This window comes from Sphingobium rhizovicinum (assembly GCF_042647625.1).
Classification (GTDB): domain Bacteria; phylum Pseudomonadota; class Alphaproteobacteria; order Sphingomonadales; family Sphingomonadaceae; genus Sphingobium; species Sphingobium rhizovicinum.
Genome location: NZ_JBHRVU010000004.1, coordinates 3444830 through 3458083, shown reverse-complemented (window position 1 = coordinate 3458083; position 13254 = coordinate 3444830). Strand labels below are relative to the sequence as shown.

General features: G+C 64.8%; 13 protein-coding genes. 1 reads left to right on the top strand and 12 read right to left on the bottom strand.

What is annotated here, in order from left to right; all coding sequences use genetic code 11:
• Positions 1 to 208 precede the first annotated feature (208 nt).
• The 9 genes from ACFOKF_RS18160 to ACFOKF_RS18120 form a co-directional block, all read right to left on the bottom strand.
• The gene (locus tag ACFOKF_RS18160) at positions 209 to 1267 is read right to left on the bottom strand and encodes a sugar phosphate isomerase/epimerase family protein (protein WP_380797440.1); all 1059 of its coding nucleotides are present in this window, start codon (positions 1265 to 1267) and stop codon (positions 209 to 211) included.
• A gap of 1 nt (position 1268) precedes the next feature.
• Positions 1269 to 2393, bottom strand: coding sequence for a Gfo/Idh/MocA family protein (locus tag ACFOKF_RS18155; protein WP_380797439.1), 1125 nt, complete (start codon positions 2391 to 2393; stop codon positions 1269 to 1271).
• A gap of 21 nt (positions 2394 to 2414) precedes the next feature.
• Positions 2415 to 3380 carry a fumarylacetoacetate hydrolase family protein gene (locus tag ACFOKF_RS18150; RefSeq protein ID WP_380797437.1) on the bottom strand — a complete coding sequence of 322 codons (966 nt, stop codon included), beginning with the start codon at positions 3378 to 3380 and terminating at the stop codon, positions 2415 to 2417.
• A gap of 3 nt (positions 3381 to 3383) precedes the next feature.
• Entirely contained in the window at positions 3384 to 4163 is a 780-nt protein-coding gene (locus ACFOKF_RS18145) for a cyclase family protein (RefSeq protein WP_380797436.1), read from the bottom strand.
• Entirely contained in the window at positions 4160 to 5317 is a 1158-nt protein-coding gene (locus ACFOKF_RS18140) for an alpha/beta hydrolase family protein (protein ID WP_380797435.1), read from the bottom strand. Before ACFOKF_RS18140 ends, ACFOKF_RS18145 begins: the two co-directional genes overlap by 4 nt.
• Before the next feature lie 4 nt (positions 5318 to 5321).
• Entirely contained in the window at positions 5322 to 6224 is a 903-nt protein-coding gene (locus tag ACFOKF_RS18135; protein ID WP_380797434.1) for a VOC family protein, read from the bottom strand.
• Complete coding sequence (locus ACFOKF_RS18130) at positions 6221 to 8608, bottom strand: beta-glucosidase (protein ID WP_380797433.1); 2388 nt, start codon at positions 8606 to 8608, stop codon at positions 6221 to 6223. The genes ACFOKF_RS18135 and ACFOKF_RS18130 overlap by 4 nt, the downstream gene beginning before the upstream one ends.
• On the bottom strand, positions 8605 to 9207 hold the full coding sequence (locus ACFOKF_RS18125) for an NADPH-dependent FMN reductase (RefSeq protein ID WP_380797431.1): 603 nt from the start codon (positions 9205 to 9207) through the stop codon (positions 8605 to 8607). Before ACFOKF_RS18125 ends, ACFOKF_RS18130 begins: the two co-directional genes overlap by 4 nt.
• A 61-nt stretch (positions 9208 to 9268) precedes the next feature.
• Complete coding sequence (locus ACFOKF_RS18120; RefSeq protein WP_380797430.1) at positions 9269 to 10384, bottom strand: LLM class flavin-dependent oxidoreductase; 1116 nt, start codon at positions 10382 to 10384, stop codon at positions 9269 to 9271.
• 183 nt (positions 10385 to 10567) lie between these two features.
• Between ACFOKF_RS18120 and ACFOKF_RS18115 the strand changes: the two genes are divergently transcribed.
• On the top strand, positions 10568 to 11191 hold the full coding sequence (locus ACFOKF_RS18115; protein WP_380797428.1) for a TetR/AcrR family transcriptional regulator: 624 nt from the start codon (positions 10568 to 10570) through the stop codon (positions 11189 to 11191).
• Between the two features lie 23 nt (positions 11192 to 11214).
• On the opposite strand, the gene ACFOKF_RS18110 is transcribed toward ACFOKF_RS18115, so the two are convergent.
• The 3 genes from ACFOKF_RS18110 to ACFOKF_RS18100 form a co-directional block, all read right to left on the bottom strand.
• A complete protein-coding gene (locus ACFOKF_RS18110; RefSeq protein WP_380797426.1) occupies positions 11215 to 11565 on the bottom strand; it encodes a hypothetical protein in 351 nt (116 codons plus the stop codon).
• A 249-nt stretch (positions 11566 to 11814) separates the two neighbouring features.
• On the bottom strand, positions 11815 to 12714 hold the full coding sequence (locus ACFOKF_RS18105; protein ID WP_380797425.1) for an alpha/beta hydrolase: 900 nt from the start codon (positions 12712 to 12714) through the stop codon (positions 11815 to 11817).
• A gap of 135 nt (positions 12715 to 12849) precedes the next feature.
• Complete coding sequence (locus ACFOKF_RS18100) at positions 12850 to 13242, bottom strand: C-glycoside deglycosidase beta subunit domain-containing protein (RefSeq protein WP_380797423.1); 393 nt, start codon at positions 13240 to 13242, stop codon at positions 12850 to 12852.
• Positions 13243 to 13254 lie beyond the last annotated feature (12 nt).

The window sequence follows — 13254 nt, the reverse complement described above, 5'->3', positions numbered from 1 at the left end:
GGCGTGTCCGTCTGTCCTACAGGGCGGACCTCTCCTATGCTGACATCGGCTCTTTCGATTGTCGGCAGCACATGCGCAAACCTGCCGGCGCGGCCCCGATAAAGTGACATAAGGTGACAATTCCACGCGCATTTTGCGTCTCTTTTGTCACTTTATCGCCGAATCGCGGATGATCCGCCTGGCGGGATGACCGGCATGCTGCTGCCGATCATGGACATATGCCCATCATGCGACGGTTGAGCTGGCGATCCGCTCCGCCCGAAGCGAAATCATCGAATGCATGTTCGGTCACTTCGATGATGTGCCGGGCGATGAAGGGCGCGCCTTCCGCCGCTCCGACTGCCGGGTGTTTCAGCGCGCATTCCCATTCCAGCACGGCCCAGCCGGGGAAATCATAGTGCGCCATCTTCGCAAAAATGGCGGGGAAATCCACCTGTCCGTCGCCCAGCGAACGGAACCGGCCCGGCCGGTCGGCCCAGCCCTGATAGCCGCCATAGACGCCCGAACGCCCGGTGGGCCGGAACTCCGCATCCTTCACATGGAAACATTTGATGCGGTCGCGATAGATGTCGATGAACGCCAGATAGTCGAGCTGTTGCAGCACGAAATGGCTGGGATCATACAATATGTTGGCGCGGGCATGGCCGCCCAGCCGGTCGAGGAACATGTCGAACGTCACGCCGTCATGCAGGTCTTCGCCCGGATGGATTTCGAATGCGGCATCGACGCCATGGTCCTCGAACACGTCCAGTATCGGCTTCCAGCGCCGCGCCAGTTCGTCGAACGCATCCTCGACCAGTCCGGCGGGCCGCTGCGGCCAGGGATAGACATAGGGCCATGCCAGCGCGCCGGAAAAGGTCGCATGCGCGGTCAGGCCAAGGCGCTGGCTGGCGCGGGCCGCCATCTTCACCTGATCCACGGCCCATGCCTGCCGCGCAGCGGGATTGCCGCGTACTTCCGGCGCGGCAAAGGCGTCGAACTGCGCGTCATAGGCGGGGTGGACGGCGACCAGCTGCCCCTGAAGATGAGTCGACAATTCCGTGATCGACAGGCCATGGGCGGCCAGCACGCCTTTCACCTCGTCGCAATAATCCTGACTGTCGGCCGCCTTGCCCAGATCGAACAGGCGCGCGTCCCAGCTTGGTATCTGCACGCCCTTATATCCCAGGTCCGCGACCCACCGGGCGATGCTGTCCAGGCTGTTGAAAGGGGCGGCGTCGCCGGCGAACTGGGCCAGGAAAATGGCCGGGCCTTTGATGGTCTTCATGTCATTCTCCCGGGATGATGAGCGGCGTCCAGCCGGCGCGGCGAGCGCTGGCGTCGACAGCGGTGGCGATGAACGCCATCGACCGGACGCCATCGTCAATGCCGGGCAGCAGCGGGGCGGGTTCGCCGCGCAGCATCCGGGCGAAATCGCGGTAAAGGTTGGCGAAGGCTTCCAGATAGCCTTCCGGATGGCCGCCGGGCGTGCGTGTCGCGGCACGGGCGTCGGGGCCAAGCGCGGCGTCGCCCGCCTGGATGATTTCGGTTCGTCCGTCGCCATGATGCAGAGTCAGGGCATTGGGCGATTCCTGTCGCCAGTCGATGCCGCCATGTTCGCCATAGACGCGGATGCGCAGGCCATTGCGTTCGCCGACCGAAATCTGCGACGCCATCAGCACGCCGCGCGCCCCGGTGTCGAACCGCAGCAGGACGGTGCAGTCATCGTCCAGCGCGCGACCGGGCACCACCGCGGCAAGGTCCGCCAGCAATTCGGTGACGGTCAGCCCGGTGACGAACTCCGCCAGGTGAAAGGCATGGACGCCGATGTCGCCGATGCACCCGCCCTGGCCCGACCGGGCGGGGTCGACCCGCCATTCGGCCTGTTTGCCGCTTGCCTCTCCGGCCAGCCAGCCCTGCGGATATTCGACCACGACCTTGCGCACCTTGCCAATGCCCCCCGCCGCGATGCGCGCCCGCGCTTCGCGCACCAGCGGATAGCCGGAATAGGTATAGGTCAGCGCATAGGGCGTACCCGTCTCGCGCACGATGCGGCGCAGGTCCAGCGCTTCGTCCAGCGTGGCGGTGGCGGGCTTGTCGCTCATCACCGGCAAACCGCTGTTCAATGCGGCAAGCGCAGCGGGCAGATGCAGGTGGTTGGGCGTCACGATGGACAGGAAATCGATGCCGTCGCTGCGCGCGGCCTCGACCTCCAGCATGGCGTTGAGGTCAGGATAGGCGCGGGCCGGATCGATACGATATTGCGCGCCTGCCGCGCGTGCGCGTTCGGCATCGCTGCTGAAGGCGCCTGCGACCAGCGCGATCTGCCCGTCCAGTTCCGCGGCGATGCGATGGACCGGGCCGATGAAAGCGCCGGGGCCGCCGCCGACCATGCCCATGCGGATCTTTGTCATGGCTCTCCTCCTTATTGTCGTTCAGATTGCGGCGACGACACGCTGGTCGATAGTCCCGAACGGCGATCCGTCCCGTCCCAGGGCATCCATCCGAACGGTGTCGCCAAAGGAGAGGAAGGCTGTTTGTGGCGCGCCGTTCCGGATCGCTTCGATGGCCCTGCGCTCGGAAATGCAGGAGGAACCGACTTTGGCGTAATCGGCGTTGGACACCGTGCCGGAACCGATGATGGTGCCTGCGGGCAGGGCGCGGGTGCGGGCGGCATGGGCGATCAGATCGTGAAAGCCGAACTGCATCTCGCGGCCATGGGGATGGCCAAACCACTGGCCGTTGATCATGACCTGAAGGGGCAGGTGGACCCGGCCGTCGACCCATGCGTCGCCCAGCGCGTCGGGGGTGACAGCAAAGGGGGCGAGCGAACAGGCGGGCTTGGCCTGCACCCACCCGAACCCGGTCTTCATCTCTATGGGCGCGATGGCGCGCAGCGACCAGTCGTTGATCAGCAGGACCAGCTTTACATGGCGCAGGGCATCATCGGCCGGCGTGCCCATCGGCACGGCGTCGGTGATGACGCCATATTCACCCTCGAAATCGATGCCATCCGCCTCGCTGGGCAACGGCACATCGGCATGGCCCGGCAGGAAGCGGTCGGACAGCCCCTGATACATCAACGGGCGATCCGTCTCGATCGGCGGCAGGTTGAACGCCTTCTGCATCAATGCGCCATGTTGCGGGAAGGCGGACCCGTCGAGCCATTGCCAGGCGCGGGGCAGGGGAGCGAGCAGGCGGTCATGATCGATCGGCGATCCCTCGCCTTGCTCCAGCCGGTCAGCCAGTGCGCGCAATGCCGGTTCGATCATGACCCAGCGCTCGACCGCCTGTTGCAGCGTGTCGGCAATGCCGGCTGCGGGCAGGGCGCGCTGCCCGTCGCGCGATATGAGGGCCAGCGCGCCGTCAGCCGTGCCATTGTCCAGCGTTGCGAGGCGCATCGATCAATCCTCGATGATGGCGACGGCGCGGGTCCAGCCCGCCGAAGCGCCCTTGATCTTGTGGGGGAAGCAACTGACGGTGAAGCCGTTGCCGGGCAGGCTTTCCAGATTGTGCAACTTCTCCAGATGGCAGTAGCCGATGTCCCGGCCCGCCTTATGCCCTTCCCAGATGAGCGACGTGTCGCCCGTTTCCCTGACCTTTTCCGCCGTGTAACTGAAGGGCGCGTCCCAGCTCCACGCGTCGGTGCCGGTCACGCGCACGCCGCGCGTCGTGAGATACATGGTCGCTTCATAGCCCATGCCGCATCCCACATTCACGAAATCGGGCCGCCCCAGCGCCTTGCCCGCCGCCGTGTTCACCAGCACGATGTCCAGCGGTTGCAGATCATGGCCGATCCGCGCCAGTTCCGCCTCCACATCGGCTGCGGTGACGACATAGCCATCGGGAAAATGCCGGAAGTCCAGCTTCACCCCCGGGCGGAAGCACCAGTCGAGCGGCACTTCGTCGATGGTGATCGCCCGCTGCCCGCCGTCCATCGTCGGCGAGAAATGATAGGGCGCGTCCAGATGCGTGCCGTTATGCGTGGTCAGCGTCACCCATTCGGCCGCGGCAAAGCCTTCGCCGCCCGGCGTTTGTTCCGCCGTCACGCCGGGGAAGAAATGCTGCAACTCCTTCACCGTTTCCTGATGCGTCTCATAGGTGATCTTCGGCCGCATGAAGGGCGGATCGGACACCACGTCATTTTCCAGCGTGATCGACAGGTCGATGAAGCGGCGGGTCATGCGACGCGCCCGCCCAGCGTTTCGGCGAACCAGTCGGCGATCAGATCGCGGCCATAGGCCATATTGTCCGCGCCGACATGCTCCACGCCGCCTTCGCGGGGGGTGAAGATCATCTTCTCGCGCCGGGGCGAGTTGATCAGCTGCTCATAGAGATCGTCGGCATAATCGACGCTGATCTGCCGGTCGCTGGCGCCATGGGTGACGAGGAAGGGCACCGTGATGCTGCCCATATGGCCGTTGAGGTTCATCGCCTCCGACTTCGCCAGAAAATCGTCCTGATCGCTCGCGCCGAACGCCCAGTGGACATGCGCCCAATAATGGGGGACCGGGTTTTCGCCCTCGCGCGCCATGCGCTTGTCCTGCACTTCGCGCCAGTTATGGTTCGCGCCCCAGACGGCCCCGCTGGCGAAGCGCGGTTCATAGGCGACGGCGCGGGGGGCAAAATGGCCGCCCAGCGAAATGCCGGTCATGCCGATCGCTTTGGGGTTCACTTCGGGCTGTTGTTCCAGCCAGTCGACCGCCTTGCTCGCCCAGCTTTCGCTCAGCGGATCGACGGGCAGGTTCTGAAGCCGCAGCGCCTCGCCCGATCCGGGCTGGTCGACACACAGGGTCGCAATGCCCCGCCGGGCCAGTTCCTGCGGCAGCCGCGTCCAGTAAAGCAGCTCCTTGCAGCTATCGAGGCCGTTACAGAAGACGACGACGGGCTTGCGGCCCGGACCCGGCGCGCGCGTGAACAATGCGGGCATCGTGCCCTTGTCCAGCGGTATCTCCACCCGCTCGCGGTTGATACGGCCGAGCGCGGTCGACTTGTCGAAAGCATCGCGGGCGCGGGCATAGGTCGCCTCGCGCCCCGGCGCGCCATGGCCCTGCATCCGCTCCGCCGTGATCAGGTAGAGCGACGCACGCTCCAGCTTGTTGGATGCGGAGAAAAAGCGTCCCTTCGCCTCATCCTCACTGGCCAGTTCCAGCAGCTTGTCGCCCATCGCCGCCCAAGCCTTCATGAACATGGGCGTGCCCGCATCCGCGCCGCCATCCGCCGCGTCCCTGATCGGCTGGCACATGTCGATGATTTCACCGAGCTGCGCGCCGCTCTCCATCGCGATCGCGACCGACAGGTTCCAGATATAATTGGGGAAATATTCGAACAGCGCCATGGGATCAGACCTCCACCGCCTGGAACAGTCCCTTGTCGGGTTCGGGGTGCGGCATGGTCTGCGGACCGCCGACGCCGATGCCCCACTGGTCCATCACCTTGGGACCGGGGATATGGACCTTGGGCGCGTGGCTTTCGAAATCTACATGCTCCAGTTCCGACGTATATTCGACCGCAAAGCCCGCGGGCGTGGTGAAGTAACTGAAGGTGTTGTTGCCCGCCGTATGCCGGCCCGGACCCCAGCGTATGTCGGTGCCCTGCTGACGCAGCCGGTGGATGCCCACCATCATGTCGTCGACGCTCAGCATATCATAGGCGACATGGTTGAGGCAGGGCGGTCCGGGCAGGATGGCGATGCGATGGTGTGCGCCATTGCAGCGCAGGAAGCACATGAAATCGCCCAGCCAGTCGCTGACCTTGAAGCCCAGAACATCGCAGAACCATTGCACCAGCGCCTGATGGTTGGGTGAATGCAGCACGATATGGCTGATCTTCTGCGGCACGCCTTCCCAATGGACGATCTCGCGCGCCGTGCGCCGCGCCACATCGCTCGAAATCTCGAACGGCAGGCCGTCGGGGGAAAAGAAGCGGAAGCCATAGCCGCCGCCCAGCGTTTCCAGATTCCTGGGCGCAAAGATGATCCGGCAACCCGATGCCGCAACCTTGTCATGCAGCGCGTCCACATCGGCGCGGCTGCCGGCGGCCAGCGCGATCACGTCGACCCGCTTCTCCTCCGCCGCGCGCAGCCGCACGACATAGGCGTCCTCGCCGCCGTCGGCCGCAAAATGGACCATGCCGTCCTGCTCGCCAGCCTCCACCAGCCGCCACTGGTCGGCGTAGAAAGAGCTTTCCGCCGCCAGATCGGGGACGGCATAGCCAACATAGCGAATTTCTGTGACGCGGCTCATGCGATAGGCTCCGAAACGGGAAGGGACAGGTCAAAGGCGATGTCGGCGGCCGAGCGGCCGACAAACAGGCGCGGGGCGGCGATGTCGCGCCAGCCGTCGCGCCAATATTGCAGGCGGCGCGCGGGGATTTCGATCACGACGTCGCGCCGCTCCCCCGCTTGCAGGTGCAGCTTGGCGAAGGCGACCAGCGCCAGTTCGGGTTCCCGCCGATAGATTTGCGCAACGTCGCTGCCGGCCCGGTCGGATCGGTTCTCCACCGTCACCGCGATGCGAAGCCCGTCGCCTTCATCCGGCAAGGTCTGCGCCGCGACGATGGCGATGTCGGCATAGCCAAAGCCAGCGCCCAGCGTATGGCGGGGATCGGCCATGCCGCGATAACCCAGGCGTCGCCCTTCCGCATAAGTCAGGTCGCCCTGCGCATCGGGGGTCAATGACAAGGCGGGATAATCCTCGTCCCGGCGCGCGATCGACACGGGCATGCGCCCGCCCGGCTCGCGATCGCCGGCAAGCACCTGGGCGATCGCCTCCCCAAAGCCTTCGCCCGGATACCAGGCGATCAGCAGCGCGGCTGCCTTGTCTTCCCAACTTGTGTCGAACGCATGGCCGACATTGGCGATGATCGCCGTGCGCGGGTTGGCGGCGGTCACGGCGTCGATCAGGGCGATCTGTTCGTCGGCCAGCCTTGTATGGCTGCGGTCCTTGCTTTCCACGCTGGCGTCGGATGTTTCGCCGACCATCAGGATCACCGCATCCGCCTGCGCCGCCAGATCGACGGCGCGTTTCAGCATGGCCTCTGGCGTGTCGGGGCGACGGATGCCGTACCAGAGGCCATGGACGCGGGCGGGATCGTAACGGAACTCGATTTCGATCGTGACGCTCTGCCCAGCCTGCAATGCGATGGCGGTGCTGCGCGCGTCGCCGCTTTTCAGCTTGCCCATCACGTCGGACGACGGGATCGGTTCCTTCTGCGCCAGCACATCCTGCCCATCGACGCGCAGCACGACCGGGCCGGTCGCGCCCAGATAGAAGATATGCTCGCCATCCTGATCGGCTTCGAAGATGCCGGTGGCGACGATCCGCGCCGCCTTGTTCAGCGTCGCCACATCGTCATGCACGCCCGCGAACCAGACCAGCGAATTGGTGTCGCGAGTTTCGCTTGCGATCAGGCGTGCGTCCGCATCCTGCCCGTCATAATAATCGACGGTCATGCCGCGCGCATGACCGTCGCCCGGATCTCGCGCCGGGCGGACGGGCATGGCGGGCAGGCGCGGCTGCGGGTCGACGCCCGGTTCATAATCAATGCGGCCATGCGGAGCATAACGTGCGATGATCGCGTCCAGCGGTCGCGATGCGTCAGGCGACACGGCGATCTTGGCGAATGTGCCGCCCTGATAGCAGGGGGCGGCTGCATTGGGGCCGATGATCGCAATATGCCTGTCGCGCCCCGGTACGAGGGGGAGGATATTGTCCCGATTGCGCAGCAGCACACATCCTGCCGCCGCCGCCTCCACCAGCAGGGCGTCGGCCGCCTTGCCGGTAATCGGGGCCTTCTTTTCCGCCCTGAACCGGGCGGCTGCGCGGGCGACGCGGGTGGCGGCGTCGGTCACGCGCGCTTCGCCCACCTGCCCCTGCGCCACCGCTTCGGCCGCCTTGAAGCCAAGGAAACGGGCCGGGCCGGGCATTTCCAGATCCAGCCCCGCGCTCAGCGTCGCGACAGTGCTATGGGTGCCGAACCAGTCGCTCATCATCACGCCGGGGAAACCCCATTCGCCTTTGACGATGGTGGTGATGACGTGATGATGTTCGGCGCACCATTGCCCGTTCAGCCGGTTATAGGCGGTCAGCATGCCGCCCACGCCCGCCTGCGCGCAAAGTTCGAACGGCAGCAGATAGATTTCGCGCAGCGTCGCTTCATCGACCACGGCGTTCATGCGATCGCGATCGGTTTCGCTGTCGTTGCACACCAGATGCTTGGCGATGGACGCCGTGCCGGTCGATTGCAGCCCGGTCGCCCAGGCCGCGCCCAATATCCCGGCGAGCAACGGTTCTTCGGAAAAATATTCGAACGCGCGTCCCGCCAACGGGCTGCGCGCCAGATTGACGTTGGGGGCCAGCACCATGTCGACGTTCATGCGAATGGCTTCGCCGCCCACCAGCGCGCCGACCCGGCTGTTCAGCTCCACGTCCCAGCTTGCGCCCAGCGCCGTGGGGCAGGGGGTCAGCAGCGCGATGTCGCGTTCGTCCACGCGCCCGCTGGCGATGCCCATCGGCCCGTCCGCCATGGCGAGCGAGGGGATGTTCGCCTCCGCATAGCCGACCGTGGTCCACATGGTCGCGCCCGCGCTCATCGCGATCCGCTGCTCCAGCGTCAGGGCGTCCGTCATGCTACATTCTCCGCCGGGACCGCTGCCATGGCAAAGGCCATGATCTGCTGCGCCTGCGCGCGTACGGCGCGGGCGACGCCGTCGTCGGTCAGCGCGCCATCCGGCCCGAACGGCCGCTGCTCCACGCTGTTCACCGCAACGCCAACGGGCGTGGGCCATCCGCGCATGGCATGAACCACGTCCCGCATCGCCGACAATGTCGTGCCGCATGCCTGCCAACCCGCCGCCGTCACGACAAGGCCAACTGGCCGGCCGTCAAAATAGACGCGGGCGTCGGCGCGCAGGTCTTCCAGCAGGTCGACGGCGTTCTTCACCAGCCCCGAATAACCGCCATGATAGCCGGGACTGCCGATGACGATGCCGTCGCAGTCGCGCACCGCTTCGACCAGCGCGCTTTCCGCATCGGTGCGTGTCGGATTTTCGGGATTGAAATGGGGAAGCCGGGCTAGCGCCGGGCCATCGAACATGATCGTCTGGGCGCCCAGCGCCGCACAGTCCGCCAGCACCGCGCGGACGATCCGCTCGCTGGAGGACGCCTGCCGAAAGGTGCCGCCAAGGCCGACGATCCGCTTTGCGCGGGCCATAGAAAGACCGGACATTCCACACTCCTCAAAGGGGCGGCGCGGCCTTCTTGTGGGCCGCGCTCGCACGCAACGCTGATTATTCGGCCGGTTCGGACACCTTGAACGCAGGCATCACCTTTTCCGACAACAGACGCAGCGTCTGGTTGCCCAGCCGCAGCCTTTCGGCGGTCAGCGGGCCGGTGGTGGTCCCGCACAATATGTTGCCGATGCCCAGTTCCTCATAGGGCTTCAGATGCTCGATCACCCTTTCGGGCGAGCCATAGAGGCACCATGTCCCGATCCAGTCTTCGGTCAGGGCATTGGGCGTGCGGTCGGTCTTTTTATTGGCGGAGTCCGCTTCGGCGCGGGCGTTGAACGCGGCTTCGCGCTCGATCGCGTCCTGATAGGAGCGCAGGATCACTTCCAGTTCCTCGCGCGCCTGCTCGTCGGTTTCGGCGACATGCACGACCTGATAGGTGTGTGTCGTCCAGTCGAGCGCCTTGGCGATCACCTCGGGCGAATGACCCGCTTCGTCCAGCATCTGGCGATAGATGCCGAAATATTTGGAGACATGCTTCATCGGTTCGGTGCCGCCGATCTGGGGCGGGGTGAAGGCGGGGATGAAGGCGGGCCAGCCATTTTCGGCGGCGCGGCGGGCGCTGCTTTCTTTCATGGCGACGGGCATCAGGCGGGCGTGGCGCGGGCTGTACTGCGCAGGCGCGATGCGCTGCAACACGCGGCCCTTGTGCGGGCCGTTGTCGATGTCGATCGCGGGATCTTCCATCCGCTTGGCCCAAAGCTGCTCGGCGATGGCCAGATTATTTTCGGAAACCTGCCCGGCTTCCTTATAGTTGACGCCAAAGCCGATCATCTCTTCGGGCGTGGTGCCGCTGCCGACGCCGACCAGCAGCTTGCCGTCGGTCAACTGGTCCAGAATATTGATCCGCTCGACAAAGCGCACCGGGTGGTGCAGCGGCACGGACACGACGGAAAAGCCGAAATGCATGCGCGGCAGTTTCGCGGCGAGATAGGATGCGAACATGAAGCTGTCCGACGCCACCGGCATATAGCCGTTGAAATGATGGTCGGGCAGGAAGATCGCGTCAAAGCCCAGATCCGACGCCTGTGTGGCATGATCGGTCAGGTCATGGATGAGTTGACGGTCTTCTTCCGCGGCCATCGACCGGGCGTTCAGAAAAACAGAAAAGCGCATTATCCCCTCCACCGCTGCCCTGTGGGCGCTGATATGACGACTTGTTTACATTGGCGGCCAAAGCCGTCAGAATGGAAATCAATTAGAACCATTGTTCTCATTACCGATAGGGTCATTATGCCGCCAGTGTCAACCGTGAAGTCGAAGAATGATTCTATTTCTGGTCCTGCGGAGGCCAGTCGCGTGCCGCAACAGGGGCGTTCGCGCGCTTCTTATGAGCGGATGCTGACGGCCGCCGAAAAACTGATGGTGAAGCGCGGGAATGATGATTTCACGCTGACCGAAGTGGCCAAGGCGGGGAAGGTGTCGATCGGTTCCATCTATCTGCGCTTCGACAGCAAGGATGATCTGATCCGCGCCGTCCATGGGCGCGTTCTCGCCCAGATCGGATCGGATCAGGATGTCATGATGCAGACCATCGGCGAAAAGGCGGCCAGTCTGGACGAATTTGCGCAGCTGTTCGTGGAATCCTATGCGGAACTGTTGAAACGCTACAGCCCGGTTCTGCGCCCCATCATGTTCCGCGCCATTTATGATGAATCGATCTCGTCACTGGGGCGCAGTTCGGCGGAAAAGCTGACGGCGGAAGCCGAGGCGCAGATGCTGCGCTATGCTGGCCAGTTCGGGCGGCCGGATCATGCGCGGCTGGTCGGCAATGCGTTTCGCATGATCTACTACACGCTGGCGCGCTTCCTGGGTCTGGGGTCTTCGCCCGAAGCGGCCAATCAGGGGAATTGGGACGAACTTAAGGAGGATCTGGCGATCATGTGCGCGGCCTTCCTGCGGGCGGGGCCGCTGGCGCGCTGACGCATGGGGCAGCGTGCCATGCGTCAGCCCTCGCCGTCGGCATATCGCAGCCCCGCGCCGTAAAAGCGCACCACGCCCGGACCATCCGCCAATATGCAGAGCTGAAATCCGAACCGCGTCAGGATCGCCGGCTTCACGGCCATGTCGGCCCGCATCCGGTTCGCAGTGGGATAGAATTTCCGCCACATTTCCGGTGGATCGAACGGTTCGGGCACGCCGTTCAGCGGCACGTTGGGTTCGTAGAGATGCTGGCGCTCCATCCCGCCATGGTGGACGCAGGCCCAGCTGACCTTCGCGGCCCCCTCCGTTTCCCACAGCAGCGACACCTGGTCGATGATCCCCCGGCCGGGATCTGAAAGGGGAAATGGAACCATATCTGCCGGTCGGGACGGATGCGGAAACTGGAACAGAAGCCGCGATGAAATCCATTCTCGTTCGACCATGGCTTGTCGTCCACGACATCCAGCCAGTCCGGGCCATGTTCCTGCAACTGCACTGCCGCCGGGCCGACCCATATTTCCCGCGTCCTACCCATGTTGCTTGCCTGTCCTTGCATTTGCTGATGCTGCATCCCGTCAGTGCGCGGGGCCGACGCTTCCAGCCGGGATGCGCACGAAAAGCGGTCAGTTCGTCTTCAGAAAGCCATTCACCGTCAGCCAGGTCATGAAACCGGTGATCCAGCCATCGCTGGTCGTGCCGGATCGCCCCAGGCCAAAGCCGTGGCCGCCATCCTGATAGAGGTGAAATTCCACCGGCCGTTTCGCCTGCAACCAGGCGTCGATCAGCCCAAAGCCCTGACTGGCGAAGAAATGATCGTCGGCCGCCAGAACGGCGAACATCGGCGGCGCGTCGGCCGGCGCTGCGCGGGCGGTCAGCCTGCCATAGACGGGCGCGATGAAGGCGGGGCGCTGCCCCGGCTTTGCCGACAATGTCGTGCTGATGGTGGTGAACGCGCCTGCTGAAAATCCCATCATCCCGACGCGGGCTGGGTCGATCTTCCACGCCTTCGCCCGTGCGCGCACCAGCGTCAGGGCGGCAAGGCCGTCGTCGCGTGAAAAGTCGGGCGTATCCTGCGGCGGGCGGATGGAGGATGGCTTGCCCGTGCGTCCGGCGATCATTTCCCGCGTGAAGACGGCGAAATCTCCCGGCGTGGGCACCAGCCGATATTTGAGCACGAAGGCGGCGACGCCATGATCGGCCAGCCATTGCGCGACGGCATAGCCTTCCGTTTCGATCGCCAGGCCCAGAAATCCTCCACCCGGCGCCACGATGACGGCGGCGCCGGTCGCCCTGGCGGGATCGGGCAGGAACGGCGTCACTGTCGCAGCGGATACGTTGCGCACATTGAGGTCGCCATTCATCCGAAACCAGTTTTCCGCTGGAACGTCCGCCGCCTGCGGCCCGGTGTTCAGTGGGATGACTGCGGATTGCGAAGGGGCGGATGCGGGGGAAAACTGGAAACCGGGCGGGCTTTGCGGCCCGCTGGCCAGCGCCTGCGTCGCGGAGGACGACGCTATGCTCATGGCCAACAGAGCGCATGCCATGCGCCAGCGATAGCGTCGGATCATCTCATTTCCTCCCATGCCATATCATCGCCCGCGCTTTTCCCGGCGGATCGGCGGCATGGCGACGCACCGCGCCGCCATGCCGTTCCAGCATCAGGCGGCGAGTTGCAGTTCGCGCCCGGTCTTCGTCGTCGGCACGAAGGGCAGGTAGGACACGCGCATCCGCACGGCGATGTCGACCTTGTGCGCGCCCGGCGTCAGCCCGCCTGCGCGCAGCACCATGACCGTCGCCTTCTCGCCGAAATTCCAGCGATCATCATAGACGCTTTCCATCTCGTCCAGCGTCCAACTGCGCCCGCGCACCGAAAAGCGCACATCCTCGCGCGCCACTGGCTCGCCGTCGATGGTGAGGCCGATATCCTCGATCATGGACAGCCCTAGGCCGCGATAATAAGGCAGGCGGGCGAGCAGGCAAAAGCCGATCGTCTCGCCGCCTTCGACGACATTTTCAAAGCCTTCGTCGCACAACATCATCTTGTCGAACATGGGGGCGGCTCC

What these genes read in the sequence shown, in the direction of transcription:
- ACFOKF_RS18110 (WP_380797426.1), bottom strand. Translation starts at nt 11,565, where the DNA reads ATGGTTCCATTTCCCCTTTCAGATCCCGGCCGGGGGATCATCGACCAG.
- ACFOKF_RS18135 (WP_380797434.1), bottom strand. Translation starts at nt 6,224, where the DNA reads ATGAGCCGCGTCACAGAAATTCGCTATGTTGGCTATGCCGTCCCCGAT.
- ACFOKF_RS18105 (WP_380797425.1), bottom strand. Translation starts at nt 12,714, where the DNA reads ATGAGCATAGCGTCGTCCTCCGCGACGCAGGCGCTGGCCAGCGGGCCG.
- ACFOKF_RS18160 (WP_380797440.1), bottom strand. Translation starts at nt 1,267, where the DNA reads ATGAAGACCATCAAAGGCCCGGCCATTTTCCTGGCCCAGTTCGCCGGC.
- ACFOKF_RS18145 (WP_380797436.1), bottom strand. Translation starts at nt 4,163, where the DNA reads ATGACCCGCCGCTTCATCGACCTGTCGATCACGCTGGAAAATGACGTG.
- ACFOKF_RS18155 (WP_380797439.1), bottom strand. Translation starts at nt 2,393, where the DNA reads ATGACAAAGATCCGCATGGGCATGGTCGGCGGCGGCCCCGGCGCTTTC.
- ACFOKF_RS18140 (WP_380797435.1), bottom strand. Translation starts at nt 5,317, where the DNA reads ATGGCGCTGTTCGAATATTTCCCCAATTATATCTGGAACCTGTCGGTC.
- ACFOKF_RS18150 (WP_380797437.1), bottom strand. Translation starts at nt 3,380, where the DNA reads ATGCGCCTCGCAACGCTGGACAATGGCACGGCTGACGGCGCGCTGGCC.
- ACFOKF_RS18120 (WP_380797430.1), bottom strand. Translation starts at nt 10,384, where the DNA reads ATGCGCTTTTCTGTTTTTCTGAACGCCCGGTCGATGGCCGCGGAAGAA.
- ACFOKF_RS18100 (WP_380797423.1), bottom strand. Translation starts at nt 13,242, where the DNA reads ATGTTCGACAAGATGATGTTGTGCGACGAAGGCTTTGAAAATGTCGTC.
- ACFOKF_RS18130 (WP_380797433.1), bottom strand. Translation starts at nt 8,608, where the DNA reads ATGACGGACGCCCTGACGCTGGAGCAGCGGATCGCGATGAGCGCGGGC.
- ACFOKF_RS18125 (WP_380797431.1), bottom strand. Translation starts at nt 9,207, where the DNA reads ATGTCCGGTCTTTCTATGGCCCGCGCAAAGCGGATCGTCGGCCTTGGC.